We start from the raw sequence: 23,355 nt of genomic DNA, 5'->3' as shown, positions 1-23,355 counted from the left end.
GCCGGGTGATCGCGCGCGGGTCGTCACGGGTGGATCGCGGTGCAGGACGGCGCGGGGATGGACGCCAGTCCGGCGCCGCGATCGCGGCGCCGCGCGTCCCGATTACTCGGCGGCGGACATCTCGGCGGTGAAGTGGCCGCACCAATCCTTGGAGGCCACCACCGGCCACAGGCCCTTGGACTGCGGAGCCGGCTGGCTGACCGGCGGGTTGAAGCGGCAGAGACCCTCGTCGCCCTGCGCCTGGGCGCCGTTGAGCTTGTGGTCGTCGAAGAAGCGGCAGCTCTCGCAAGCGGCGTTCGCGGTACCGGTCATCGTCTCTCTCCGTCGTCGCAATGGCTTGCGGCAGGGACCGATCGCTGGCCGCCCGCCTACAGTTCTTAATTAGAACAACTCCAATAAGCGGTCAAGGGATCGCCGTCATCGGACGTCGTCACCGATCGGGTTTCGGCCCCGCCGACCGAGCCCCCCTTCAGAAACGCGTGAAGCCGGATCCCCGGCTGGGGATCCGGCTTCACAAGGCCGTGCCGGTCATCTCGGATCACCGCCGCGCCGGTCGCGGCGCAGCGGTGCTTGCGGGGATGCGATCAGCCCTGCTTGTCCTTCTTGTTGGCCCGGTGATGGCCGATCGCGCAGCCGGCGGCGGCGCCCATCTTGCCGTGTCCGGCCATATGGCCGGCGACGCCGCCGACCACCGCCCCCTTGAGACACCCCTTCGCCTCGGCGGGGGCGCCGATCACGAGAGCTCCGATCGTCAGCGCGGAGGCCAGTGCGATCCGATACGTCATGGTGTTGTCTCCTGTCGTGTCGGTTGAAACGGCCTCGCGGCACGACCCGTTCCGCAACCCGACAGACGGCACACTACCGCGCCAAGCCCATCACGAGCCGGAGCAGGTCCGATTGCCGGGTCACGCCGGTCTTGGCGAAGATCGCCTTGAGCTGCGAGCGCGCGGTGGCGGCGGTGATCGCGAAGCGGCTCGCCGCCTCCGCGAGGGTGACACCGTTGGACAGGGCCTGGGCGAGGCGCGCCTCCGCGGGGGTCAACCGGTAGGCGGACTGGAGGACGAAGGCGGCGGGCACCGGCATGGTCCCGGGAATGCTGGCCATCAGCAGCGTGCTGCCGCCGGCGAACAGGCCGCGGCTCGGGCCGACTAGCGGGACCACGTGGAGCACGATCGGCGAAGCATCCCGGCGGGCCACCACGATCGCGGAGATCGGGGCCCGCCCGGACGGCCGCGACAACGCCTCCAGCTGGCGTGCCGCCTCACCTTCCTCGACGGCGAGGCGCCCACCCGCGAGCTTCAGGTCGCGGCCCAGAAGCGCCCCGAACGCCGTGTTCCAATGCACGGCCCGCCCCTCGGAATCGAGGATCATGGCCGCTCGCTCGATGATGTCGAAGGCCTGCGTCAGGCCGGCGAGGCGCGCCTTCTCGACCATCGCGGTGAGGAGTCCGGCCCGCCGGAGCAGCGGCGACAGGGTCGCCAGGCGCGCCTGCTCGTGCGGCTCGTACAGGCCCTGCGCCACCGTCCGCTGCAGCGCCAGGCACCAGAGCCGGCCCTTCACCTCGAAGCCGATCCCGGCGAACCAGCGCAGCCCGCTGGAGGCCAGCAGGTCCTGATAGAACGGCAGCCGCTGGATCTCTTCGGGCGTCGTGAAGTCCTGATCGACCGCGATGCCGCGGGCGCGGATCATCGGCATGCCGCGGAAGCGGTGATCCTCCCGGTGCCAGCCCTCCTCGAAGTAGCGCTTCGAGGATTCGGCGAGCGACGCCGTGGTGAGCGCATCCAGGGCCGTCCGGTCGGTGCGCAGGAGCAGCGCGCCTTCGCTCCCGGACGCCAGCGACACGCGCTCGATCAGATCGGGCCAGCGCGCCGGATCGACCACCGCCTCCTCCAGGTCTTCCTGAAAGGACGCCTCGAGGTCGTCGCTGAGGCGCGCGAACAGCGCGGGGTTCAGGCCGGGCATGGCGCTCGACTCCGGGCCGGTGAATGCCGGCATTCAGGATCGCGCCGCCCCGGCCTCGTCTGAATATCCGAGGCGTTTCGGTCAAGTTCTTGTTATCCGAGAGCTCAAGCTTAAGCAAGGATCTGAAGAGATACGGATTTCGATCAAACCTATTGATTGATCGACAGTCATCACGCTCTCTGCGTTCCGTTCGAACAGCGGTCATGGCTGGATCGGGCGCGGCACGCGTCGTGGTCGCGTGCCCGTGGTGGGAGAGCGCGTGATCTACGGGGCGGCAAGGATCCTGAAATCCGAGCGTGACCGTTCGTTAAGATCCATGTGCAAGCAGGGTCGTTCCGGTAGCCGGCACCGCCTCCGAGCAACGGCCGCCTCCGGCAGGCCGACGCGTCCGGCGCGCTCCTGTCTTGGCCAGGCGCCATGCCCGGCCTCCGCAGTTTGCCACAGGCCCGTTTTCACAACTTCTGATAGAGTTGAGCGGGGCGAGCTTCAAGCCTCGTTAACCAAACCCGTCGATTGTATCGCTCTGCGCGGTTCGATCACGAGTTGTCATCGGACGGGCGCAGTCGAGCATGGTGCGGCTGAAGGTCGATGGCGTTTTCCCTGTCTGCGTTCCTCTGCGCGGCGACCCGGCGCGCCTCCCGGGCATCCAGCGTCGCGGATCATCCGCGATGCCGTGCCGCCGCGCTGGCGGTCCTCGCCTGCGCACCGCTTCTGAGCGGTTGCATGTCCGGCAAACCCCGCTCGGCAGGGCGGTCCGGCCCGGACGTGACCCAGACCGGCTCGATCGCCGATGCGGTGCCGCCCTCGGTCGTCGCCGCCGCCGAGGAGGAGGTCGGGCGCACCATGCGCCTGGGGCTCGCCAATTACCGGCTCAATGTCGGCGACAACCTCGAAGTGTCGTTCCTGATCGACTCGAGCGTGGTCCAGCCGACCTACCGCCTCAACCCCAGCGACGAGTTCGACGTCGATTTCCGCACCCACCCGGAATACAACCGTACGGTGATCGTCCGACCGGATGGCCGGATCTCGCTGCCGGGCAAGAACGGCATCAAGGTCGCCGGGCTGTCGCCCGAGGCAGCCGCCACGCTGATCAAGAGCACCTACGACGACGTGCTGATCGACCCGGTCGTCACGATCATGCTGCGCAAATTCAGAACCGTGACCGATGATTTCCGCGATCTCACCCAGCGGGCCGATATGGGCCGCGTGAAGGTCCTGGCGATCGAGCCCGACGGCAAGATCAACCTGCCGATGGTGCCGCCGGTCCAGGCCGCAGGCCGGACCGTGTCCGAGGTCGCCAGCAACCTCACCGCCGCCTACCACCGCCAGCTCGCCACGGTGAGCACGAGCGTGCGCCTCGCAAGCCTGGTGCCGGCCAACACCATGGTGTTCGGCGAGGTCCGGGCCCCCGGGCCGGTCACCCTGCAGGGTGCCCGCACGCTGGCGCAGGTGCTCGGCTCGGCCGGCGGCATCCTGCCGACCGCCGCGGGCGATGCCGTCCGCATCATCCGGTTCGATGGCGGAGCCGCTGGCAGCGTCCGCATCGTCGACATCGGCGAGCCGGGGCTGGCCGACTCGATCATCGTGCCCCCGAACGCCACGGTCTACGTGCCGCCCTCGCTGCTGGCGAAGACCGCCCGCGCCGTCGACCTCGTGGTCCGCCAGATCCTGCTCTTCAACGGCACCGGCTTCGGCGTGAACTACATCACCGGCCCGTCCGCCAACACCTCCACCAGCGCCACCGTGAGGTCCGGGACGTGACGAAGTCCGACATGTCCCGGCCCGACCGGGCCGCCCCCGAGGACGTCGAAGGCCCCGCCTTCGATCTCCGCGACGCCCTGGCGGCCCTGTTCCGGCACATCCGGCCGGCCCTGCTGATCCTGGCCGCCGCGATCCTGGGCGCCGGCATCTACCTGCTGCTGACGCCCGCCGAGTACACCGCCGACGCCAAGCTGATCATCCGCCTCGGTCGCGAGAAGTCGGCCGCCCCGGTCCAGGGCGGCGCCAACCAGAACTACATGTTCTCCGAGCGCGCGCAGAACGTGAACAACGAGGTCGAGATCCTGCGCGACCCGAGCATCGTGCGCGACGAGTTCGCGGCGCTGAAGGCGATCACCCCGACCGGCGACCTCGGCCCGCCCCCCGCGGACTGGACGGACTGGCTGATCTACCAGGGCCGGGTCGCCATGCGCGGGGCCAAGGCGGTCAAGACCTGGGTCGTGGACACGGCCCGCATCCCGTTCGAGACGCTGGGCCTGCTGCGCCACCTCAGCCCCGACGAGAAGCTCTACGAGGCCTATCTGGCCTCCTTCAAGGTCGTGTTCGTCAAGGAGACGGACGTGATCCTGACCGGCTTCACCTGGACGGACCCGAACTTCGCCGCCCAGGCGCTGAACCGGCTGCTCGATGCCTACAAGCGGCGCCACGTCGAGGTCTACGCCGACGAGACGCCCGCCACCTTCTACCAGGGCAAGCTGGAGCGGGCGCGCGCCGACCTCGCCGCCATCGACGCGCAGCTGGCGACCTCCCTGAAGGGCAACAACACCGCCAGCTTCGAGATCGAGCAGCAGAACGATCTCGGTACGCTGTCGGACCTCGCCCGGCAGAAGTCGGCCGCCCAGATCGAGCGCGAAGGCGTCGAGTCCCGGCTCAAGCGAACCCGCGAGACCGGGCCCGACCGCTGGCAGCCGACGCCGCCCGACGCCGACCCGACGGTGGCGGCCTTCGACACGCGCTGGGCCGATCTCAGGACCAAGCGGGCGGAGATCGCCGTCCGGTTCAGGCCGACCGCCCCCGAATTCATCAGCCTCGACCGGGACCTCATCGCCCTGACGCGGCAGAAGTACCAGGCGCTGATCGCCGCCGACACGGCGCGGCTCGCGGTGCTCGCGGAGAAGATCCAGACCATCACGGGGATCGAAGCGAGCCGCCGCAAGGCCGCCATCGGCCAGAGCGACGCGGCCCTGGCCTACGGCCGGCTCACGCAGCAGAAATCCCTGCTCAGCGACGAGATCAACGACACCCAGAAGCGCATCGATGCGTTGCGCACCGGCACCGGGCTGGACGCGCAATCCGTGACCTCCTCCGCCCTGGTGGCGCGCGCCGTGCCGCCGCGGCTGCCCTCCGGCCCGAACCGGCCGCTGATCCTCGGCCTCGCGGCCGGGCTCGGGCTGCTCGCAGCCCTGGCCTACGTCGCCCTGGCGGAGATCCTCGCCCAAACCTACCGCAGCGCCGCCGAGGTCGCCCGCTCCCTGCGCGTGCCTGTCCTTGCCGCCGTCCCGCTGCGCTCCGGCGCCGAGCGGCGGCCGCGCTTCGGAGGAGCCGCCGCATGATCGCCGCCAACGCCCCGATGATCGACCCGGCCGTGCTCGAGCCGGCCCTGGTCCAGCTCAGCCGTTACGAGACCCGGCTGCGACGGGTCGGGATCACCGCGGTCCAACCCGGTGAGGGGGTGAGCACGCTCGCGCGCGAACTCGCCGGCGCCTATGCCCGCCGCGGCCGCACCGCTGCGCTGATCGAGACCAACTGGTCCCGGCCGTCGCTGGCCGCGGCCTACGGGCTGGAGGGCCGGCCGGGCTTCGCCGACATCGTCGCCGGGGACGTGGCGCCGAGCCTCGGGGTCCACCCGGTCGCCGACGGCCTGAGCGTCGTGCCGGCGGGGAGCGCCGCGGCGATCCGGAAGGCGACCCTGGACGACGGCCGCGTCGAGGACTTCCTGGCGCTGGTCGACGACCGCTTCGACCTCGCCATCCTGGATTGCGAACCGATCACCGAGATCGGCGACGCGGCGGCGCTTTCGCCCTTCGTGGACGGGTTCGTCGTGGTGATCGGCGCCGAGCGCACGCGCCGGGCCGTGGCGCAGCGGGCGCTGGCCGACCTCAAGGCCGCGGGCGGCGCGCCGCTCGGCATCGTCCTCAACGGGACCCGGCGGCCGATCCCGAAATGGCTGTACCGGTGGCTCGGATGAGCGGCGCCCCGGTTCGCGCACTCCGCGCCCTGCCGGTGGCCGGCCTCGGCCTCGCGGCGGCGGCCGGTGCCGTGGCGCTGAGCGCCGCGCCCCTGAAATTCGCCGTGGTCGGGTTGGCCGCGGCCTTCGGCGGGGTCGGCGCCCTGATCGCCGGGCAGCGCTACCGCCTGACGCCCCTGCTGCTGGTCGCCCTCGCGGTCGGGCTGACCGTGAAGCTCGATGTCAGCTTCTTCCAGCATTTCGAGGCCGTCGGCCAATACCTGCCGAGCATCGGCGGCGGCGCCGGACTGACCGTCAGCGTGGCGCTCCTGGTGGCGCTGACGCTGATCCTGTCCAAGCTGACCGGCATCGGCGAGCGGGTCTCGGGGCTGCGCCTCGACCGGCCGCTCGTGCTCACGCAGCTGGGCTTCCTGACCGCCGGCCTGCTCTCGCTGGCCAACGCCCCCGACACCGCCTACCTGTGGTTCGATGCCTGGCGGTTCCTCGGGCTGCTCCTCGTCTCGGTCGCCGTCTCGAACCTGTCCGGCGCCGATATCCGCACCCTGGCGCTGGCGATCTGCGCGCTGTGCCTGGTGCAGACCGCGGTGGCGGGGCTGCAATACGTCTCCGGCTCCGAACTCGGCCTCTCCGTGCTCGGCGAGGAGCAGATCGTCGAGGAGAACATCAACTTCTCCGCCCAGCGCCGCGCCGGAGGCCTGAAGGTCCACCCGAATATTCTCGGGTACTATTACGAGTTCGTTTGGCCGCTGGCACTGGCGCTAGCCCTCTCTCGGGGCCCGAAACTCCTGCGCCTGATCGGCGCCGCCGGGGCCGGTTCGGCCGTCGTCGGCGTGGTGCTGACCCTGTCGCGCGCCTCCTGGCTGACCTATCCGCTCTCGGCGACCCTGGTGATCCTGCTGGTCTACAGGGACCGGCTGTTCTCTCGGGCGAGCCTGATGGTGTTCGCCCTGCTGGTCGTCGTGGCCGGGATCGGGGCGATCTATGCCGGGCCGCTGGTCTGGGAGCGCCTGACCGCGGATGACGGCGGCTCGGCGGCGCAGCGTGGGCCGCTCAACGCAGCCGCCCTGGCGCTGTTCGCGCAGTTCCCGTTCTTCGGCGTCGGGCTGAACAATTTCGGCAACCAGTTCGCGGTGCTCGATCAGACCGGCCTGTCCCGCCTCGCCGGATTGTTCGACCGCTCGAACCACGTCGTGCACAACCTGCACATCCTGATCCTCACCGAGGTCGGGATCGTCGGCTACACCGCCTTCGCGCTGGTCTTTTCGGTCGGGATCTACCGCGGCTTCCGGGCGGCTTGGCGCGCACCGGTGGGCGATCCGCTGGCGGCCATCGCGGCCGCCTGCGCGGTCGGACTCATCGCCCACCTGCTGCACGGGCTCGTCGATCCGGGTTTCCGCCTGAACCTCGGCATCGCCGAATTGCTCTACACCGGCCTCGGGCTGATCGCGGGCGTGCGGGCCGCGCAGCGCCGTGCCGCCGCGGAGGTCGGCGGCGCGACGCGCGCGCTCTCCGTGCCGGATCATGGATCCGCGACTTCGCCGGGCAACCGTCCGAGGCCGCCCGCGACCCCGAACCGTCCTGCCCTCGGATCGCGGAGAGTTCGACCATGAGCGGCATCGGCCTCAGTGTCCTGATCGTCACCTACAACACCGGCGCCGACATCGAGACCTGCCTGCGCCTCCTCGCGGCCAGCCGGATCGACCGGTCCTACGAGGTGATCGTCGTCGACAACGCCTCGTCGGACGGCACGCCGGAGCGGATCGCCGGCGCCTTCCCGTGGGTGCGGCTGATCGCCGAGCGGACCAACCACGGCTTCGCGGGGGGCAACGCCGTCGCGCTCGCTGCGGCGCAGGGCGACACGATCCTGCTTCTGAACCCCGACGCGTTCCTGCGCGACCCGGAGGCGCTAGCCGGAGCGCTGGCCCATCTCGACGCGCATCCCGATGTCGGCGCGGTCGGGCCGCGCCTGATCTTCCCGGACGGCCGCCATCAGGTCGGCGATGCCGGCTACGAGCCGCGCCCGCTTTCGACCCTGGTCCACGCTGCCGGGCTGTCCGGGCGCTTCGGCCTGCGCGGCCTCTACCTCGCGAGCCGGCAGGCCCGGGGGCGCGAGGCCCTGGACGTGGACTGGGTCTGCGGCGCGTTCGTCCTGATGCGCCGGAAGGCGGTCGAGGCGATCGGTGGCCTGGAAAGCACGCTGTTCCTCTACGGCGAGGACGTCGATTGGGGCTGTCGCCTGCGCGATGCCGGCTGGCGGGTCGCCTACCTGCCGGGGATCGCGGTCGTCCATCTCCAGGGCGGCTCGGCCGGCACGCGCTCGGCCCGCTGGCTCGACGGGCTGGCGGGGATCTACCGCCTGCGCAACGCCGGCCGGCTCCTGTCCTCGCCGGCCTTCTTCGTAGCCCCGCTGCGCCTCGGCTTCACCCTGCGGGCGCTGGCCTACAGCCTCGCCGGCCGCCTCGGACGGCAGCCGGAACTCGCCCGCAAGGCCGAGGACATGCGCAGGTTTTCCAACCATCTGCGCAGTCTTCGAGGCTGATCGGCCCGATCCTCACGCCTTCTTCCGGATGAAAACCATGTGGTAGCCTTTCAACGGACCCGGCGTGAGCCGGAACAGCAGCTCCCAGAACTTGCCCAGGACGATGTTCTCGCCATGATAGAACGGCTGCCCGTCAAAACTGTAGGTGAAGTGCTCGAACCGATCAGTTGGGAAAAGCCGCTTCCGCGCCGCCTCCGTGTTCATCGTGTAGAGCGGCACGAACGAGTCGATCTCGACCCGCCGCGGCTCGACCCAGCGCAGGACCTGCGCGTGCAGCCGCTTCGGGATCAGCCGCGCGCCGACCCCGACATAGCCCCAGCGGTTGGGCGTCCAGGCGCAGAGCCACCCCCCCGGGGCGAGGACCCGGCCGAGCTCGGCCGCGGTGACCTCGGCATGCTCGATATGTTCGAGGACCGAGAACGCCGAGATCAGGTCGAAGCTTCCGTCCGGGAATGGAAGGACCCCGTCGTGGCCGATCAGACGGACCTCGTCGGCCGACTTGTTCTCGAGGACCGCCTCGTCCACGTCGCAGGCCATGACGTGGGCGCAGCGTCCGCGGAAGTCGCCGAGGTGCCGGCGCAGTGGAACCGGGTCATCGGTCCACTTGCCGCGCCCGGCCCCGAACTCCATCACCCGCATATCCGGCCGGAGCAGCGCGTTGACACGCACGATGTACTCCATCCGGTGGTCCTGCCGGGAGTAACCCCCGGCCCCCATCTCCCGGAACAGGCGCTGTTCGACGGTGACCATACTTCAGGCTCCCTTGAGGACGCGACGCGCGCCGGAGTGGTGAATCGGGACGGGCCGGACGGGCGCCCGGCGGTGGCGATCCTCGGCACCCGCGGGGTGCCGGCCGCGCATGGGGGCTTCGAGACCCTGGCCGAGCGCCTGGCGCTGGATCTCGTCGAGCGGGGCTGGCGGGTCGAGGTCTATTGCCAGGTCAGCACGCCGACCCCGCCGAGCGTCTGGCGCGGCGTGGCGCTGATCCCGGTCGCGGTGCGGGGCGACGGCGCCTTCGCGACGATCGTGTTCGACCTCAAATGCACCCTGCGGGCGGCGTTCCGGCCGGCCCTGCCGCTGGTGCTCGGCTACAACACGGCCCTGTTCTCGATCTTGTACCGCCTCACCGGCAAGCGCAGCGTCATGAACATGGACGGGATCGAGTGGAAGCGCGACCGGTGGTCGAAGCCCGCCAAGGCGTGGTTCTGGCTGAACGAGCGTCTCGGCAGCCTGTTCTCGACGCATCTGGTCGCGGACCATCCGGAGATCGCCCGCCACCTCGCCCGCAACACAGCGGCGAAGCGGATCACCACGATCGCGTACGGCGCCGACCCGGTGCTGGAGGCGCCGACGACGCCGCTGTCCGCGTTCGGCGTGCGCCCCCGCGATTACGGGCTGCTGATCGCCCGGGTCGTGCCCGAGAACCTCGTGCTCCAGATCGTCCGCGCCTGGAGCGAGATCCGCCCCGGCCTGCCCCTCGTCGTGCTCGGCAAGCTGATGGACTCGGATTCCTACCACCGCGCCGTGAAGGCCGCGGGCGGCCCGGACGTGATCTTCGCGGGCGCGATCTACGAGGCCGACCGGGTGTCGGCCCTCCGGCTCCATGCCCGCTTCCACATCCACGGCCACACGGTCGGCGGCACCAACCCGTCCCTGGTCGAAGCCCTGGGCGCCGGCTCGCCGATCCTGGCCCACGACAATCCGTTCAACCGCTGGGTGGCGGGCGACGGCGCCGTGTTCTTCGGCGACGAGACCGAGCTGCGCCGGGGCATCCTGAACCTCGTGCGCGCCGCGCCGAGCCGGCTCGACGCGATGTCGGCGGCCTCCCGCGACCGGCATGCGGACGCGTTCGGCTGGCGTGGCATCGTCGATGCCTACGAAGGCGTGCTCCGCCGCCAGCTCCCGTCCCGGCGCGCCGCCCGCGGAGGCCGGGAAGCCATCCGCCGCCACGAGCACGGGCCGGCCTGACCGGCGGGCCGACGTTGCAGGGTTGGTCCTAAACTGCATCGCCGCCCTCCGGAACATCGGAGCGGCTGCGGATCTGCCGCTGCGCGACCATCGTCACGGTGCCGGCGGGCACGTCCCGCAGGCTGCACACGCCGATCCCGATCGTCGCCCCGGCCCCGACCGTGACGGCACCCTGGACGGCCGCGTGGGCGCCGACCACGGCATTGTCGCCGAGGCGCGGCGCGTCCGCCGGGAACGGCGCGCCGGGGAAGACCCAATCCCGCGGCCCCACGAGCGTCCCGGGAAGCAGCACCAGATCGATCCCCGCGCTGCCGCAGAAGACGATGCGCGCCGGGTGGGGCACAAACAGGCCCGGCCCGATCGGCGAGCCCGGATGCAGGCTCGCGCCGGTCAGCCGCAACGACAGGTCCGAGACGGCGGCCGCGCATCGCCGCCAGCCGTGTCCGTGGAGCAGATGCGCCACGCGGTGGAAGATCGCGACCTGCATGGCGGGCAGCGTCAGGTGCATCAGGCGTCGCAGCCGGGAGGTCGGCTTGCCGCCCGTGGTCTGGCGCAGGACGCGGGCGAAGTCGGCCGAGAGCAGCCGGCGCACCTCCGCGTAGCCGGTCGGACCGCGAGGATCGGTGTTCACGACGGCGCCGGTCATGCCGCGGCTCCCCGGCCCGGCAAGGCCCGCCAGGGCTGGGGCATCACCGTCTCCCCGGGCTCGACGTCCTTGAGGATGGTCGTGCGGGGGCCGAGCCGGGCCCGATCGCCGATCCGCACCGCGCCGAGCACGATCGCGCCGGCCTCCAGCACCACGCCGTCACCCAGCACCGGCAAGCCGGGGCCGCCGCCGATATCCTGATCGGGCTCCTTCAACAGGCCGCCGATCGAGGCCTGCACGCCGAAGGCGGCGTCACGCCCGACGGCGCCCGCGATGACCGCGCCGAACGGATACGGGAGGAACAATCCCCCGGCGATCCGGCTCGAGGGCGGGATATCGGAGCCGGTCCACCAGCCGTTGACCAGCCACAGCAGCCAGGCCGCCATGCGCCAGCCGCGCTCGTGGCTATAGCGGGAGAGCCGGTAGAGCCAGACCGCGTGATAGCCCCTGTACAGTCGCGCCGAACCGTGGCCCCGGCGGTGCCAGTGGGCGCGGTCGGCCGCGAGCGCCGTACGCATCTGCACCCAGCGTTGTCGCCGCCCCTCTGCAGATTTCGTCGCGCCCGCGAGGGGGATCCCTCGGGCGGCGTCAGTCTCGGCGCGCTCGGACATACGCAGTCCTCCGGTTTCCTCAGACGCTTTATCTCTGCAACCATAAATTGAAGATACGGTTGCAAGCCATACGCACCCTGCCACGATGCAATCGTAGGTCGCGGTTTTCAGTAAGGCTCCACCGAGAGATGGTCCGCTTGGTAAATCGATTGCGCGGACGTGGCCGCCCGGGCGGCATGCGGTACGGCGCGAATCTGCTTGGACAGGCCGCGGGCCGCGGGGTTTACTTGGCCGCCGGCTTCGCCGCCTTCGTGATGGTCGGCCACGGCGTCGGCCCGGCGGCGCTCGGCCGCTACGGCCTGGCCCTCGCGGTGCTGGCGGTGGCGCTTATTGCGGCCGATTTCGGCACCACGCTGACGTTCGGGGCGCGCCTCGGCGCCGGCGCGCCGGAGATGCGGGCGGCGGAGTTCGGTCGCATGATCTCGGCGCGGCTGCTCCTCGGCGGCGCCACCGGATTGCTGCTGCTCTGCGCCCTGCCGCTGCTGCCCGAGGAGATCCGGCCGGCGCTGGCCCTCGCCGCTCTGCTGATGCCGCTCGCGGCGGCGCGCTTCCAGGATTCCCTGTTCCAGGTCTGCGGGAAGCCGGGCTGGTCGGTCTGGCCGTCCCTGGCCAACGCCGTGACCTTGGTCGGCGGAACGGCACTCGCGCTCTGGTTGCAGCTCCCCGAGGCGGCCCTGAGCGTCGTCGCGGTGGCCTCGGGCATCGTCTACGGCGTGGTCGGGTTGCTCCTGGCCGCGAGGCTTCTCCCCTTGCGCCCCGCCTCCCTGGCGCATGGCTGGGCGACGATCCGGGCCGCGGCCGGCGTGGGGATCTCGAACGCCCTCGGCTCGCTCAACGGCCGCATCAGCTTGATCATGCTGGCGGCGCTGGCGGGAGCGGCCGAACTCGGCCAGTTCACCGCGGGCTTCCGGTTCTTCGAGCTCGGCGCCGCGGTGGCGATCACCCTGTGCGCGCCACTCGTGCCGGTCTTCGGCCGGGCCGTCGGCGCCCTCAATGCCGGCCGCACGCGATCCGGCACCGACCGCCTGCGCGCCAGCGTGCGCCCGGCGCTGATCGTGATCCTGGCGGCCGCGGGGGCCGGAACCGTGGCGGCCTGCGCGGTCGCCGACCCCCTGGTGCGGTTGATCTTCGGGCCGGATTTCGCTGCGGCGGCGCCGGTCCTGCGGATCGCAGCCGCGATGAGCGCCCTGTTGATCACCGCCACAGTGCTGTTCGCCGGCCTCGTTCCCCTCGGCCGGACCGGCTTCGCGGTGCGCGGCAGCGCGGCCGCCTGCGCCACGAACCTGGCCGCGTGCGCGGTGCTGATTCCCCTCGATCCGCTGCTCGGCGCGGCCTGGGCCGCCCTGCTGGCCGAGGTCGCGATGCTGGCGGTCGTCGCCCACGCCTTCTGGCGGGAGGCCGGCGCACCGCTGGCGCCCGGCGATGCACCGACCGTGCTGGGCCCCGGCCTCGTCACCGCCCTCGTCTGGGCCGCCGGCCCGGCAACGCTCGCGCCGATCACGGTGCCGGCCGCCGCCGGCCTCTCCGCCGCGGTGGCGGCCTGGCTATGCCTGCGCCGCCGCTCCCCCGCCGCCCCGCCCACCGATCCCCTTGCCCTCTCGATCCCGGAAGCTTCGTCATGAGCGACGTCCCCGTGCTCTCGGTCATCATCCCGACCTACAACCGCGCCGACACGCTGCGCCTGTGCCTGCGGGCCTTTGACCGGCAGACCACCGATCGGCCGTTCGAGATCGTCGTCTGCGACGACGGCTCCGCCGACGCCACCGGCACGGTGATCAGCCACGCGGTCGCCACCGGGCGCATCCCGGTCGTGCACCTGCGCCAGGAGAATGCCGGCGCCAACGCGGCCCGGAACCGGGCGATCGCGTCGGCCCGGGGCGAGCGCCTCCTGATCGTCAACGACGACACGATCCCGGCTCCCAGCCTCGTCGACGCGCATCTCGCAGCCCATGCCAGGCGGGGCGGACGCGAGACCGCGATCCTCGGGCGCATGACCATCGACCCGGCCCTGCCGTTCTCGCCGTTCTCCGCCCTGCACCACGACGCGTCGTACGACGCGCTCGCGGGCCGGGTGGAAGTCGGCTGGGACGCCTTCCTGACCTGCAACGTCAGCGTCGACCGACGGCTGCTCGAAGAGGCAGGCGGCTTCGATCCGCGCCTGACCTGGCACGAGGACATCGAACTCGGCGAGCGGCTGGCCCGGCGCGGCATGCACCTGTTCTACGAGCCGGAGGCGCTGGCCTATCACCACCATCTCCTGGACGAGACCGCCTACCTGCGCATCGCCGAGCGCGAGGGGGCGGCCCTGGTGCTGTGGTACCGCAAGCGCCCGGACCTCGCGCCCGACCTCACCCGGCTCGGCCTCGTCGGCCCGCCGCCGCTGGCCGCCGCCCCGCGCCACCGCGTCGCCGACCTGGCGATGCCGACGGCGCTGCTGCCCGGCTGGCAGATGGCGGCACGCGTCCTCACCCGGATCAATCCCGAGGCCGGACGCACGGTCTGGCGCCGCCTGTTCCAGCGCCAGAAGCGCCTCGCCATCGCCCGGGCGCTGGCGGCGTGAGCGGGTCCCGGATGCACGCGCAAAACCTCTGCGTCGCCCTGCTGCTGCCGGCGCTCGCCGCCTGCGGCGCGGCCGACGCCCAGTCGCAGCAGAACATCCTGGTGGATCCCGCGGGCGGCGCGCTGGACAACTACCGCACGGTGGCCCGCCTCGCCGACGTGCCGTTCGCGAGCCTCGGCCCCGGGTCGCGCGTGCTGGTCCGCGGCGGGAGCTACGGCGACGTGGCGGTGATCGGCGCCCGCGGCAGCGCCGAGGCGCCCGTCACCGTGGCGGCGGTCGCCGGGACCAAGCCGGTCCTGTCGAACTCCGTTGTGTTCGAGAACGCCGCCTACGTCACGGTCACCGGCCTGACCGTCCAGGGCGCGGTCAATTCCGGCTTCATCATCCGCCGGGGCTCGCACCACGTCACGGTGGCGGAGTCGACCGTATCGAAATCCGGTCTCGGCATCTGGATCGGCGACGGCGCCGGGGCCGGCCACCGCATCACCGGCAACACGCTGGCCGACAACAAGACCCACGGCGTCGCGGTCGACGTGATCAACGTGCCGCCGGAGGATCCGAGCTACATCCTCGCCAACACCGTGACCGGCAACGGCATCCACGGGATGGAGATCAACGGCTCCGGCTACGTGGTCGAGGGCAACCGGGTCTCCGGCAACGGCGTCGGCATGTCGGGCACGTCCGGCATCCACGTCTACGCCAAGGACGCCGCCCAGGACGCGGGCGACCGCAACACCATCCGGTACAACATCGTCACCGGCCAGAAGGAAACCACCGGCCAGGACGGCAACGGCATCCAGATCGACCAATGGTGCGACGGCAACACCGTCGCGTTCAACGTCGCCACCGACAACGACGGCGCCGGGATCAACCTGTTCGACGCCGGCTCGAACACGGTGGTGAACAACACCGTCACCGGAAACATGCGCGATTCCGGCGGCAAGCACGTCTACCGCGGCGAGATCGTGCTGGCCTCGGACTACACCAAGTCGATCGATCGCACCGCGGGCAACCGGGTGCTGAACAACATCGCCTTCGCCACCCGGCCCGGCATCGCGGCCATCGCGGTCGAGGCGACCACCGCCGACAACGGCAACGCGATCGGGCCGAACTTCGTCGGCAGCAGCGTCGGCGCCCCGCTCTATCGCTGGGCCGCCACGGCCACCAGCGACGGCGCGAGCCTGCCGCTGCACGGCCAGGGCCCCGACCTCGCCGGCACTCCCGCGTTCCGCGACCCGGCCGACCCGCTCTCGGGCGGCCTCGCGCTGACCAAGCCCCCCGCCCGCGCCGGCATCCCGCTCGGCGCGACCCGCGACCTCGCCGGCCGCGCCTACGCGCCCGGCGAAGCCCCGACCTTCGGCGCCTACAGGAGCCCGTAACATGCTACGCATCGGCATCGACGCGCACGTGCTCACCGGCAAGCCCCAGGGCAGCCGCACCTGGCTCGTGAACATCATCGGCCGGGCCGCCGCCCGCCATCCGGACGCGACCTACGTGGTCTATTCCGGCGACCCGGAGGCCTGCGCCCGCCTCGTCTCTGGCGCCAACATCGAGCACCAGAAGCTGCCGCGGGTGCCGGCGAGCCTGCGCCTGCTCGCGATCTGGCCGTGGCTGGTCTTCCGCGACCGCCTCGATACCCTGCTGACCACCTACATCGCCCCGCCGCTGGTGCCGGGCGACCGCCAGGTGGTGGTGGTCCACGACATCCTGTTCGAGACCCATCCCGAGTTCTTTACGTGGCGGATGCGCTGGCGGAACCGGATCCTCACGCGTCTCTCGGCCCGGCGCGCCAAGCTGGTCCTGACCATCTCCGATTACAGCCGCGACTCCATCGCGAAGGTCTACGGGATCGACCGCAGCCGGATCGCAGAGGTGCGCTGCGGCTCGACCCCGCCGCGGGCTTCGGCCGAGCGGCATCCGCTCGCGGACGGCCGCCCGTACCTGCTGATGGTCGGCCGCCTGGAGCCGCGCAAGAACCTCGGCCTGGTGCTCGACGCGTTCGCGCGCCTGCCCCAGGGCGCGGCCCGGCTGATCGTGGTCGGCAAGGGCGACGGCGAGCGACCCGAGACCCTCGACCGCCTGACCCGGACCCCGGACGCGGTCCACATCGCCGGCATCGACGACAACGGCCTGTCCGATCTCTACGGCCGGGCCGCCGCCCTGGTCTTCCCGAGCCGCGGCGAGGGCTGGGGCATCCCGGTGCTCGACAGCCTGGCGCGCGGCACGCCGGTGATCGCCTCGAGCCTCACCGCGATCCCGGAGGCGGGGGGCAGCGCGGCGAGCTACTTCGATCCGGACGCCCCGGACCGGGTCGAGCGGCTGGCGGAGCTGATGGGCGCCGCGATCGACGGGCGGCTGCCGTTCGACGCGATCGCCGCCCGGGCGCACGCCGCCCGGCACGACTGGGACGGGCCCGCCGCGACCTTCGTCGACCTGATGCGCCGGAATTTCCCTGCCCGGACGCCGGCGCGCGATCTCCACGCGCCGGTGCCGCACCTGCGCGGCTGACCTGGGCCTAAGCGGCGGGCTTGAGCCCGCCGACGAAGGTCTCCGCGGGCTCCTCGGCGGCGATCGGGTCCTGGATCAGCGTCCAGTATCCGAGCGCCGCCACGACGGCGATCACCGCGCCGGTGATGAAGGCCATGGAGAACTGGCCGGTCCCGCCCACGATGAAGCCGGTGATCATCGGGGCCAGGGCGCCGCCGATGTAGCCGCCGAAATTCTGCATCGCACCGAGCGAAGCGGTGGCGTTGGCCGGCGCCGCCACGGAGGCCATCGCCCAGGCGGCCGACGAACTCACGTAGACCAGGAACAGCGACGCCGAGATGCACGCGATGGCGAGCGTGTCGCTCGGCGTCAGCGCCGCCACCACGGTGCAGGCCGCGGTCGCCAGCAGACCCACCACCATCGGGATCTTGCGGCTCCGGATCGGATCGACCCCGCGCCGGATCAGGATGTCGACGATCCGGCCGCCGAGGATGCCGCCCAGCACTCCAAACGCGAACGGGATCGCCCCGACGATCCCGGTCTTCTGCAGGGTGAAGTGGCGCTCGATCTCGAGGTAGCTCGGCAGCCAGGCCGTGTAGAGCCAGGTCATGTAGATGCAGCCGAAATACCCCATGATCATGCCCCAGCTGGTCCGGTAGCGGAACAGCCGCTTCCACGAGCTCCAGGTGACGCGCCGGTCGGTGTTGGGCGCGTCGCCCTCCTCCAGGAAGGCGCGCTCGGCCGGGGTGAGATTCACCTCGGGCGGGTTGCGGAACACCAGGTAGACGATTCCGGCGAGCACCAGCCCGACCGCGCCCATGATGATGAACATCGCCCGCCAGCCGAAGCTCACCATCAGGAAGGTCAGCAGCGGCAGGGCCAGGAAGGTGCCGAGCGAGGACGCGCAGTTCCAGATCCCGGTGGCGGTGCCGCGCTCGCGGATGTTGAACCAGTCGCGCGAGACCCGGGCGCAGGTCGGGAAATGCGGCGCCTCGCCGAGGCCGAGGACGATGCGCGCGCCGACGAACTGCCAGAACGAGGTCACGGCCCCACCGAGCATCTGGCCGAGCGACCAGCAGCTCAAGCCGATGGTCAGCGTCAGCCGCGGACCCAGCCGGTCGGCCAGGGCGCCGGCCGGAAGCTGCGCGAAGGCGTAGGCCCACAGGAATGCAGAGAGCAGCAATCCCATGTCGGGGATCGACAGGCCGAGATCCTGCCGGATCAACGGGTTGGCCACGGCCAGCGTGGCGCGGTCGACGTAGTTGACCACCCCGGCCGTCACCAGCAGGGCGAGCGAGATCCTCTGGATGCGCTTCACGCGCGGCGTTGCGACTGGAACCACTGACTTCCCCCCTTTGGCTGACGCGCACTCTTCAGGGTGCTTCGGGTGCGATCGCTGGTCCGCGACTCACGGCGTCCGGCCGATATTCTGCACCGAATGCCGGCAAGGGGAAGCTGCCGGCTAACAGTGTGGCCCCTCGCGTCGCGGCGCCGGGCGTCGTAGACCGCTCGCACCCGTCACCGACCGAGACCGCCCCGCGTGCGCCTGATCCAGATCACCCACCACGACCTCGACGGCTACGGCGCCGCCACGGTCGCCGCCGCCTGCACGGCGGTCGAGCGCGTCGTCCACGTGCCCCGCTACAGCGATGTCGGCCCGGTCTTCGAGGACGAGACCAAACGCCTGGCCCGGGCGGGCGAGGGCGAGATCCTGCTCATGACCGACCTCGGCCTGGAGGAGCAGACCATCGCGGGGCTGAAGAAGTTCGCAGCCATGAACCGCCGCCGCGAGGACGGCCGGAAGCACAGGCTCGTGGTCCTCGACCACCACGCCTCCTCGCTGGACCAGCTGCGTCGCCAGGGACTGGAGCCCGCAGCCGATCCCGAGCGGCCGGGCCTCAACCGGATCGACCTCGGCGATCCGGACTGCACCCTGCTGATCGACGAAAACGTCTGCGCCACCCGGATGACCTTCGATCACCGGGCCCTGTTCGCGACCCACGAGCCCGCGACCGACCTCTCCGCCCTGGTGGCGGCGATCGACGCGGTGGACCTCTGGCGCAAGGACAGCCCGGCCTTCACGGGGGGCCTGGCGCTGGACGAGCTGTTCTGGGAGAGCGTGTCGAGCTTCGTGCCGGTCGGCCATCCCTGGCATGAGGCCTTCATGTCCGGCCTGCTGCTGGCCGCCGCCGTCGCGCTGCGGGAGGGCGCGAGCCCGGCCGATCTGGAGCGGCGCGCCCTGGCGTTCCGCTCCGGGGTGACCGAGACCCTCCTGCGCGACGCACCCGACGACGACCGGGCGCTGACCACGCGCATGCGCCTCGCCCGGGCGCTCGCCCGCTCGGACGCGCTGTTCCGCCCGCTGAAGGACGGCACGCTCCTGTCCTTCGCCCTGGATTCGGGCACGTTCCAGCGGGTCTCGGACCTGATCATGGATGCCGGCCGGGCCAAGCGCGTCGTCAACGTGCAGCGGATGGGCACCATGTCGTTCCGCTCCAACGACGGCACGGCCCTCGACGGCGCCCGCCTGTTCCGCGGCGGCGGCCATCGCGATGCCGCCGGCGGCCGGCTCCAGAGCGGATCCGTCTTCTCGATGGCGGACGCCGTCGCGCAGGTCGAGCCGGTGCTGAACCCGGACAAGCCCCCGGATGCCGACAGCCCGTTCGCGGCGCTGAAGAACTGGAAGGGGTGAGGCGGGGCGGCGTTCAGCACCCGCTGGACTGTATGCGCATATCCCCGTCGTGAGAGCGGTTCCGCTTTACGCCGCGCGCGGGCGATCGAGTTCGCCCCCGGGAGCGACATGCTTGCTGGCATCCAGGATTTCGACGCCGACGATCCGCCCTTCGGAGTCCAGATCGACGATGAAGCCCGGGCGAAGCTCCTCACTCTCGACGACGCGCGCGTCGGCGAGACGGATGTAGAGGGCGTCGACTGTCGGATCGTACTCGGACGTCATCCGGTTTGTCTCCTCTTGCGGGTGCGGCCCCGATCAAGGAGAGCCGTCACAACCACGATCTCGTCGCCTTCCAAGAGTTCATATACCACGCGCATGATCCGCGCGTCGCGCTCCGGCACGGCAGCAAACACCCGAACCCGGCCAGGTCGAGCAGGATCGGGTTCGATCACCTCCGGCCTGCGGATCGTCCGCTCGACCCAAGCCGGCTCGATGTTGCGCATCCGCATGCGCTCAAGGACATGATCGCTCCATCTGATTCGGGGTGTGCTCACGTCGGCATTCTGTTGTAGCGATTCAGCATTGCAAGGCGCCCCTGCGGGGCTCGGTATGGACGGCCGTTGCGTGATCGATGACGTTCCAGCGTAACCGAAGCCGGCCGGTCGATTCGGCCAAGTCGTTCACGGCCGCGAGGAACATCTTCTCCTATGCACTCGGAACGCGCGCCCCTCGGCGTCCTGATCGCCGTGGCCGCCGCGCAGATCGACGTCTGGGGCAGCGTCAGTTTCACATCCATCGTCGCCACGCGGATCGCCACCGGCCATCCTGATGACCGAACTCGTGCGCGGGGGCGCTGGCCGGGCCGTTTGGGGCGCTGATACTCATGACCGGCCTGTCCAGCAGCCTGTTCTGGCCCACGACGGCGTTCCTGAGCGATCAGGTCGGTTGGCGGGGAACCTGCGCCCTCTACGGCGGTGCGATGTGGCTCGTTTGCGTGCCGCTCTACCGGTACGGCGTACCGCTCCAAGTTCTGGGGAACACCGCGCAGCCGCTGCAGGACGCGGCACCAATCGAGCCGGCGTCGGGTCGCGGGCTCCTCGGATTGATCGCCGGCGCCACCGCGCTCATCGCCTTTGTCGGCTTCGGCCTCAGCAACATCCCGGTCGAATGGCTGGTCGCCGAAGGTCTGAGCCGATCGGAGGCGATCGGCTACGGCGCGGCTCTCGGGGTGATCCAGATCGGCGCCCGGGCGGTGGATTTCCTCGGCGGCGGCCGTTGGGACGGACTGAGCACCGGCTTGATCGCGGCGCTCGCCGTCCTCGCAGCTCTATCGCTGCTGGCAGCCGCCGACGGCGGCCCCACCGCGGCCGGCGCGTTCGTTCATCCTGCTCTACGGCCTCGGGAGCGGTGCGCTCGCGGTGGCGCGGGTGACCATCCCGCTCGTGTTCTACGAGCGGGCGAGCTACGCCCAGGCTGCGTCGCGAATCGCATCGCCGCTCAACCTAGCTTCGGCCCTGTCGCCGCCGACCTTCGCGGCGGTACTGACCCGGTTCGGTGGATCCGCGGCTCTTCTGCTGGCTGCAGGATGCATGGCTGCGGCCACGCTCGCGCTGCTGGCTCTCAGGCGCAGACGACCACGCCGAGAGGTGGCCGTCACAGCCTGAAATCCTCGCCGAGATACAGCCGCCGCGCGTCGGGGTTCGCCACGATCTCCTCCGGGGTCCCCTCCGTGAGGATGCGGCCGGAATGGGCGATGTAGGCGCGGTCGATCAGGCCCAGGGTCTCGCGGACGTTGTGGTCGGTGATCAGCACGCCGATGCCGCGCTGCTTGAGGTGCTTCACCAGATCCTGGATGTCGCCCACCGCGATCGGGTCGATGCCGGCAAACGGCTCGTCGAGCAGCATGAAGGTCGGCGACGAGGCGAGCGCCCGGGCGATCTCGCAGCGCCGCCGCTCGCCGCCCGATAGCGCGATCGAGGGCGACTTGCGCAGCCGCGCGATATCGAACTCCTCGAGCAGGGAATCGAGCTTGCGCGCGCGGGCCTTGCGGTCGGGCTCGGCCACTTCGAGCACCGCGCGGATGTTGTCCTCGACGGTCAGCCCGCGGAAGATCGAGGCTTCCTGCGGCAGGTAGCCGATGCCGAGCCGCGCCCGCTGGTACATGGGCAGGTGGGTGATCGGCAGGCCGTCCAGGGTGATATGGCCGCGATCGGCCACCACCAGCCCAGTGATCATGTAGAAGATCGTGGTCTTGCCGGCGCCGTTCGGCCCGAGCAGCCCGACCGCCTCGCCGGTGCGGACCGTCAGCCCGGCCTCGTGCACCACGGTGCGGGCGCCGTAGCTCTTGCGCAGGCCGCGGACGCTGAGGATGCCGGGGCCGCCCACTTCCGCGGCGGCGACTTCGTCGGCATCCGCGACGGGCGGGCTCGCGCGCCGGCCGAACAGACGGCCGAGCAGCGTAGGGCGGGCCGCCGCGTCCTGCGGCTCCGCCCGGAACGCGACCGCGCCGCTCAATTGACCTGCGCCCGCGGCTTGACCGGCGGCTGCGCGCAGCCCTTCGCCTTGCCATCCTTGGCGTCGGCCTTCTCGCCGGGCACGAACAGGGCCGAGACGCGTCCGCCGGCCACCGGGTCCATGTTCGCGCGCCCGGTGCCCATGTCGTAGACCAGCCGCTGACCGCGGGTGACGTTCTGGCACTGGCTCAGTACGACGTTGCCGGTGAGCACGATGCGCTTGGCGTCCTGGTCGAACACCGCATGATCGCCGGTGGCGACCTGATCCTTCTGGACCACCGTGACCGGGCCGGCGCAATCCACCTTCTGGATGCCGTTCTCGGCCGGATTTTTGGGTGCCGGGGCCTCGGAACCCGCATCCGCCGCCTTCGCGTCGGCCTTGTCGGAGGAATCCTTGCCGCGCTTGTAGTAGACCGTCATGGTCGAGCAGCGGATCGTGCTCTCCCCCTGCACGGCCACGACGTTGCCGACGAACACCGCCCGGTTCTCCCGGTCGAACACGTCGAGGCGGTCGGCGTCGATCTTGATCGGATCCTTGCCGCCGCCGCCGATATTGCCGAAGGGCGAGTCCTTCTTGGCCGGCTTCTCGGCCAGCGCGGGGCCGGCGAGTGCCAGGCAAGCGGCCAGGGCCGCGCAGAGGGTTGCGCGCGCGCTCATCGGCCGGTTTCCGCGGGCTCGGCGTTCGAGGTCAGGATGCGCGAGGGCGCCTTGTCGGCCGGGTCGTCGTTCACGATCACGACGTGGACGCTCCCGACGAACGAGATGCGCTTGCCGTTCTCGACCACGTCGAGGGCATTGGCGTTCACGGTGGCGCGCGGGGTCGAGACGGTGACCGGCTCCTGGGAGCTCACCGCGCCGGTCTTGAACACCACCGCGGCCGAGCGCAGGCGGGCTTCCTCGCCCCGGTCGGTCCAGATGCGGATGTCGTCCTTGAGATCGAGCGCCTCGCGGGCGGTGTCGAACAGGCCGGAGGCCGCCGAGAGCCGGGCGACCCCGCCCTGGTCGTCGGTGGCGAGGTGGCCGCGCATCCGCTCCAGTTCGATCAGGCTCGGCTTGCGCACGTCCTGCAGGGCGGCATCGGCCGTCACCTCGTACCCGCGGTTGCCCTGGCGGAAGCCCGCGAGCCGGGGATTCTCCATGCGGACCTTGGAGCCGGCCACCGTCACGGGGCCGACCGAGACCCCCGGCAGGCTCGTCCCGAACGGATTGAACAGGTAGGCGAGCAACAGCGCCACCGAGCCACCCGCCGCAACCGGGATGAGACGGCGCATCGTGCGCACGCGGCCGCTGTGGCGGTACGCCCGGGCGTGAGCCCGCGTGCGTGCCGCCGCGACCGCCTGTCCGTTGCCGGCTTGAGCCTCGACCGGGTTCATGCAGCGTCCGTGAGGCGCGCAGGCCGCGCGCGAGTGAGGAATCGGCTCAGACGCC

At 71.2% G+C, this 23,355-nt stretch carries 26 protein-coding genes; 14 read left to right on the top strand and 12 right to left on the bottom strand.

The annotated features are described in order from the left end of the window. Positions 1-102: 102 nt before the first annotated feature. The 3 genes from FV233_RS03760 to FV233_RS03750 all read right to left on the bottom strand — a co-directional run bounded on the left by FV233_RS03760 (position 103) and on the right by FV233_RS03750 (position 1,962). Entirely contained in the window at positions 103-312 is a 210-nt protein-coding gene (locus FV233_RS03760) for a hypothetical protein (RefSeq protein ID WP_147855581.1), read from the bottom strand. A 272-nt stretch (positions 313-584) separates the two neighbouring features. Beyond that, on the bottom strand, positions 585-785 hold the full coding sequence (locus FV233_RS03755) for a hypothetical protein (RefSeq protein ID WP_147855580.1): 201 nt from the start codon (positions 783-785) through the stop codon (positions 585-587). Between the two features lie 73 nt (positions 786-858). Continuing rightward, a complete protein-coding gene (locus FV233_RS03750) occupies positions 859-1,962 on the bottom strand; it encodes a helix-turn-helix transcriptional regulator (RefSeq protein ID WP_147855579.1) in 1,104 nt (367 codons plus the stop codon). On the opposite strand from FV233_RS03750, the gene FV233_RS30135 reads away from it, so the two are divergent. From FV233_RS30135 to FV233_RS03725, 6 genes are all read left to right on the top strand, one after another. After that, complete coding sequence (locus tag FV233_RS30135; protein WP_187278046.1) at positions 1,961-2,122, top strand: hypothetical protein; 162 nt, start codon at positions 1,961-1,963, stop codon at positions 2,120-2,122. The genes FV233_RS03750 and FV233_RS30135 overlap by 2 nt on opposite strands. Before the next feature lie 563 nt (positions 2,123-2,685). Beyond that, positions 2,686-3,723: a polysaccharide biosynthesis/export family protein gene (locus tag FV233_RS03745; RefSeq protein WP_238261027.1), complete on the top strand. Its 1,038-nt coding sequence runs from the start codon at positions 2,686-2,688 to the stop codon at positions 3,721-3,723. Further along, positions 3,720-5,294: a Wzz/FepE/Etk N-terminal domain-containing protein gene (locus FV233_RS03740; RefSeq protein ID WP_246689897.1), complete on the top strand. Its 1,575-nt coding sequence runs from the start codon at positions 3,720-3,722 to the stop codon at positions 5,292-5,294. Before FV233_RS03745 ends, FV233_RS03740 begins: the two co-directional genes overlap by 4 nt. Beyond that, on the top strand, positions 5,291-5,929 hold the full coding sequence (locus FV233_RS03735) for a CpsD/CapB family tyrosine-protein kinase (RefSeq protein ID WP_147896651.1): 639 nt from the start codon (positions 5,291-5,293) through the stop codon (positions 5,927-5,929). The genes FV233_RS03740 and FV233_RS03735 overlap by 4 nt, the downstream gene beginning before the upstream one ends. After that, on the top strand, positions 5,926-7,539 hold the full coding sequence (locus FV233_RS03730) for an O-antigen ligase family protein (RefSeq protein WP_238261031.1): 1,614 nt from the start codon (positions 5,926-5,928) through the stop codon (positions 7,537-7,539). The genes FV233_RS03735 and FV233_RS03730 overlap by 4 nt, the downstream gene beginning before the upstream one ends. Then, the gene (locus FV233_RS03725; protein ID WP_147856694.1) at positions 7,536-8,468 is read left to right on the top strand and encodes a glycosyltransferase family 2 protein; all 933 of its coding nucleotides are present in this window, start codon (positions 7,536-7,538) and stop codon (positions 8,466-8,468) included. Before FV233_RS03730 ends, FV233_RS03725 begins: the two co-directional genes overlap by 4 nt. A 12-nt stretch (positions 8,469-8,480) precedes the next feature. Here FV233_RS03725 and FV233_RS03720 read toward each other — a convergent pair whose 3' ends face one another. Continuing rightward, on the bottom strand, positions 8,481-9,218 hold the full coding sequence (locus FV233_RS03720) for a class I SAM-dependent methyltransferase (protein WP_147856695.1): 738 nt from the start codon (positions 9,216-9,218) through the stop codon (positions 8,481-8,483). Positions 9,219-9,254: 36 nt separating this feature from the next. Here FV233_RS03720 and FV233_RS03715 point away from each other — a divergent pair, with 36 nt between their 5' ends. Beyond that, entirely contained in the window at positions 9,255-10,436 is a 1,182-nt protein-coding gene (locus FV233_RS03715) for a DUF1972 domain-containing protein (RefSeq protein WP_246689896.1), read from the top strand. Between the two features lie 28 nt (positions 10,437-10,464). On the opposite strand, the gene FV233_RS03710 is transcribed toward FV233_RS03715, so the two are convergent. Continuing rightward, positions 10,465-11,082, bottom strand: coding sequence for a serine acetyltransferase (locus FV233_RS03710; protein ID WP_147896650.1), 618 nt, complete (start codon positions 11,080-11,082; stop codon positions 10,465-10,467). Further along, positions 11,079-11,600 carry a serine acetyltransferase gene (locus tag FV233_RS03705; protein WP_238261037.1) on the bottom strand — a complete coding sequence of 174 codons (522 nt, stop codon included), beginning with the start codon at positions 11,598-11,600 and terminating at the stop codon, positions 11,079-11,081. Before FV233_RS03705 ends, FV233_RS03710 begins: the two co-directional genes overlap by 4 nt. Before the next feature lie 320 nt (positions 11,601-11,920). On the opposite strand from FV233_RS03705, the gene FV233_RS03700 reads away from it, so the two are divergent. Genes FV233_RS03700 through FV233_RS03685 form a run of 4 tightly spaced genes read left to right on the top strand, consistent with a single transcriptional unit; the run spans position 11,921 to position 16,761 of the window. After that, a complete protein-coding gene (locus FV233_RS03700; RefSeq protein ID WP_246689895.1) occupies positions 11,921-13,315 on the top strand; it encodes an oligosaccharide flippase family protein in 1,395 nt (464 codons plus the stop codon). Then, positions 13,312-14,253, top strand: a complete 942-nt coding sequence (locus FV233_RS03695; protein WP_147896647.1) for a glycosyltransferase — start codon at positions 13,312-13,314, stop codon at positions 14,251-14,253. Before FV233_RS03700 ends, FV233_RS03695 begins: the two co-directional genes overlap by 4 nt. Before the next feature lie 11 nt (positions 14,254-14,264). Continuing rightward, positions 14,265-15,632 carry a right-handed parallel beta-helix repeat-containing protein gene (locus FV233_RS03690; protein WP_147896646.1) on the top strand — a complete coding sequence of 456 codons (1,368 nt, stop codon included), beginning with the start codon at positions 14,265-14,267 and terminating at the stop codon, positions 15,630-15,632. A gap of 1 nt (position 15,633) precedes the next feature. After that, positions 15,634-16,761 (top strand): glycosyltransferase family 1 protein, encoded by a 1,128-nt coding sequence (locus FV233_RS03685; RefSeq protein WP_147896645.1) that lies wholly within the window; start codon positions 15,634-15,636, stop codon positions 16,759-16,761. 7 nt (positions 16,762-16,768) lie between these two features. Here FV233_RS03685 and FV233_RS03680 read toward each other — a convergent pair whose 3' ends face one another. Beyond that, the gene (locus tag FV233_RS03680) at positions 16,769-18,082 is read right to left on the bottom strand and encodes an MFS transporter (RefSeq protein WP_147857344.1); all 1,314 of its coding nucleotides are present in this window, start codon (positions 18,080-18,082) and stop codon (positions 16,769-16,771) included. Between the two features lie 198 nt (positions 18,083-18,280). On the opposite strand from FV233_RS03680, the gene FV233_RS03675 reads away from it, so the two are divergent. Then, positions 18,281-19,432: a dimethylmenaquinone methyltransferase gene (locus FV233_RS03675; RefSeq protein ID WP_147896644.1), complete on the top strand. Its 1,152-nt coding sequence runs from the start codon at positions 18,281-18,283 to the stop codon at positions 19,430-19,432. A 66-nt stretch (positions 19,433-19,498) separates the two neighbouring features. Here FV233_RS03675 and FV233_RS03670 read toward each other — a convergent pair whose 3' ends face one another. Both FV233_RS03670 and FV233_RS03665 read right to left on the bottom strand, forming a co-directional pair. After that, positions 19,499-19,696 (bottom strand): DUF2283 domain-containing protein, encoded by a 198-nt coding sequence (locus FV233_RS03670; RefSeq protein WP_147857254.1) that lies wholly within the window; start codon positions 19,694-19,696, stop codon positions 19,499-19,501. Then, complete coding sequence (locus FV233_RS03665; protein ID WP_281407990.1) at positions 19,693-19,968, bottom strand: DUF4258 domain-containing protein; 276 nt, start codon at positions 19,966-19,968, stop codon at positions 19,693-19,695. The genes FV233_RS03670 and FV233_RS03665 overlap by 4 nt, the downstream gene beginning before the upstream one ends. 153 nt (positions 19,969-20,121) lie before the next feature. On the opposite strand from FV233_RS03665, the gene FV233_RS30130 reads away from it, so the two are divergent. Both FV233_RS30130 and FV233_RS03660 read left to right on the top strand, forming a co-directional pair. Beyond that, positions 20,122-20,292 carry a hypothetical protein gene (locus FV233_RS30130; protein ID WP_187277925.1) on the top strand — a complete coding sequence of 57 codons (171 nt, stop codon included), beginning with the start codon at positions 20,122-20,124 and terminating at the stop codon, positions 20,290-20,292. Between the two features lie 5 nt (positions 20,293-20,297). Beyond that, positions 20,298-21,173, top strand: a complete 876-nt coding sequence (locus FV233_RS03660) for an MFS transporter (protein WP_147857255.1) — start codon at positions 20,298-20,300, stop codon at positions 21,171-21,173. Here the strand turns inward: FV233_RS03660 and lptB are convergent. The 3 genes from lptB to lptC are packed head-to-tail and all read right to left on the bottom strand — an operon-like array spanning position 21,068 to position 23,300. Continuing rightward, on the bottom strand, positions 21,068-21,928 hold the full coding sequence (gene lptB, locus FV233_RS03655) for an LPS export ABC transporter ATP-binding protein (protein WP_147896642.1): 861 nt from the start codon (positions 21,926-21,928) through the stop codon (positions 21,068-21,070). The genes FV233_RS03660 and lptB overlap by 106 nt on opposite strands. Next, positions 21,925-22,584: an LptA/OstA family protein gene (locus tag FV233_RS03650; RefSeq protein WP_147856059.1), complete on the bottom strand. Its 660-nt coding sequence runs from the start codon at positions 22,582-22,584 to the stop codon at positions 21,925-21,927. The genes lptB and FV233_RS03650 overlap by 4 nt, the downstream gene beginning before the upstream one ends. After that, the gene (gene lptC, locus FV233_RS03645; RefSeq protein ID WP_147856058.1) at positions 22,581-23,300 is read right to left on the bottom strand and encodes an LPS export ABC transporter periplasmic protein LptC; all 720 of its coding nucleotides are present in this window, start codon (positions 23,298-23,300) and stop codon (positions 22,581-22,583) included. Before lptC ends, FV233_RS03650 begins: the two co-directional genes overlap by 4 nt. Between the last annotated feature and the right edge of the window lie 55 nt (positions 23,301-23,355).

Origin of the sequence: Methylobacterium sp. WL7, from assembly GCF_008040085.1 — a bacterium.
GTDB lineage: Bacteria > Pseudomonadota > Alphaproteobacteria > Rhizobiales > Beijerinckiaceae > Methylobacterium > Methylobacterium mesophilicum.
This window is presented reverse-complemented; position numbering and strand designations above follow the sequence as displayed.

Bases quoted from the DNA above. Each gene is read 5' to 3' on its own strand.
- FV233_RS03690 (WP_147896646.1), top strand. From the start codon at position 14,265: ATGCACGCGCAAAACCTCTGCGTCGCCCTGCTGCTGCCGGCGCTCGCC.
- FV233_RS03730 (WP_238261031.1), top strand. From the start codon at position 5,926: ATGAGCGGCGCCCCGGTTCGCGCACTCCGCGCCCTGCCGGTGGCCGGC.
- FV233_RS03660 (WP_147857255.1), top strand. From the start codon at position 20,298: ATGACCGGCCTGTCCAGCAGCCTGTTCTGGCCCACGACGGCGTTCCTG.
- FV233_RS03755 (WP_147855580.1), bottom strand. From the start codon at position 785: ATGACGTATCGGATCGCACTGGCCTCCGCGCTGACGATCGGAGCTCTC.
- FV233_RS03670 (WP_147857254.1), bottom strand. From the start codon at position 19,696: ATGACGTCCGAGTACGATCCGACAGTCGACGCCCTCTACATCCGTCTC.
- FV233_RS03695 (WP_147896647.1), top strand. From the start codon at position 13,312: ATGAGCGACGTCCCCGTGCTCTCGGTCATCATCCCGACCTACAACCGC.
- lptC (WP_147856058.1), bottom strand. From the start codon at position 23,300: ATGAACCCGGTCGAGGCTCAAGCCGGCAACGGACAGGCGGTCGCGGCG.
- FV233_RS03650 (WP_147856059.1), bottom strand. From the start codon at position 22,584: ATGAGCGCGCGCGCAACCCTCTGCGCGGCCCTGGCCGCTTGCCTGGCA.
- FV233_RS03750 (WP_147855579.1), bottom strand. From the start codon at position 1,962: ATGCCCGGCCTGAACCCCGCGCTGTTCGCGCGCCTCAGCGACGACCTC.
- FV233_RS30135 (WP_187278046.1), top strand. From the start codon at position 1,961: ATGGCGCTCGACTCCGGGCCGGTGAATGCCGGCATTCAGGATCGCGCC.
- FV233_RS03760 (WP_147855581.1), bottom strand. From the start codon at position 312: ATGACCGGTACCGCGAACGCCGCTTGCGAGAGCTGCCGCTTCTTCGAC.
- FV233_RS03745 (WP_238261027.1), top strand. From the start codon at position 2,686: ATGTCCGGCAAACCCCGCTCGGCAGGGCGGTCCGGCCCGGACGTGACC.
- FV233_RS03720 (WP_147856695.1), bottom strand. From the start codon at position 9,218: ATGGTCACCGTCGAACAGCGCCTGTTCCGGGAGATGGGGGCCGGGGGT.
- FV233_RS03735 (WP_147896651.1), top strand. From the start codon at position 5,291: ATGATCGCCGCCAACGCCCCGATGATCGACCCGGCCGTGCTCGAGCCG.
- FV233_RS03685 (WP_147896645.1), top strand. From the start codon at position 15,634: ATGCTACGCATCGGCATCGACGCGCACGTGCTCACCGGCAAGCCCCAG.
- FV233_RS30130 (WP_187277925.1), top strand. From the start codon at position 20,122: ATGCACTCGGAACGCGCGCCCCTCGGCGTCCTGATCGCCGTGGCCGCC.
- FV233_RS03710 (WP_147896650.1), bottom strand. From the start codon at position 11,082: ATGACCGGCGCCGTCGTGAACACCGATCCTCGCGGTCCGACCGGCTAC.
- FV233_RS03725 (WP_147856694.1), top strand. From the start codon at position 7,536: ATGAGCGGCATCGGCCTCAGTGTCCTGATCGTCACCTACAACACCGGC.
- FV233_RS03705 (WP_238261037.1), bottom strand. From the start codon at position 11,600: ATGCGTACGGCGCTCGCGGCCGACCGCGCCCACTGGCACCGCCGGGGC.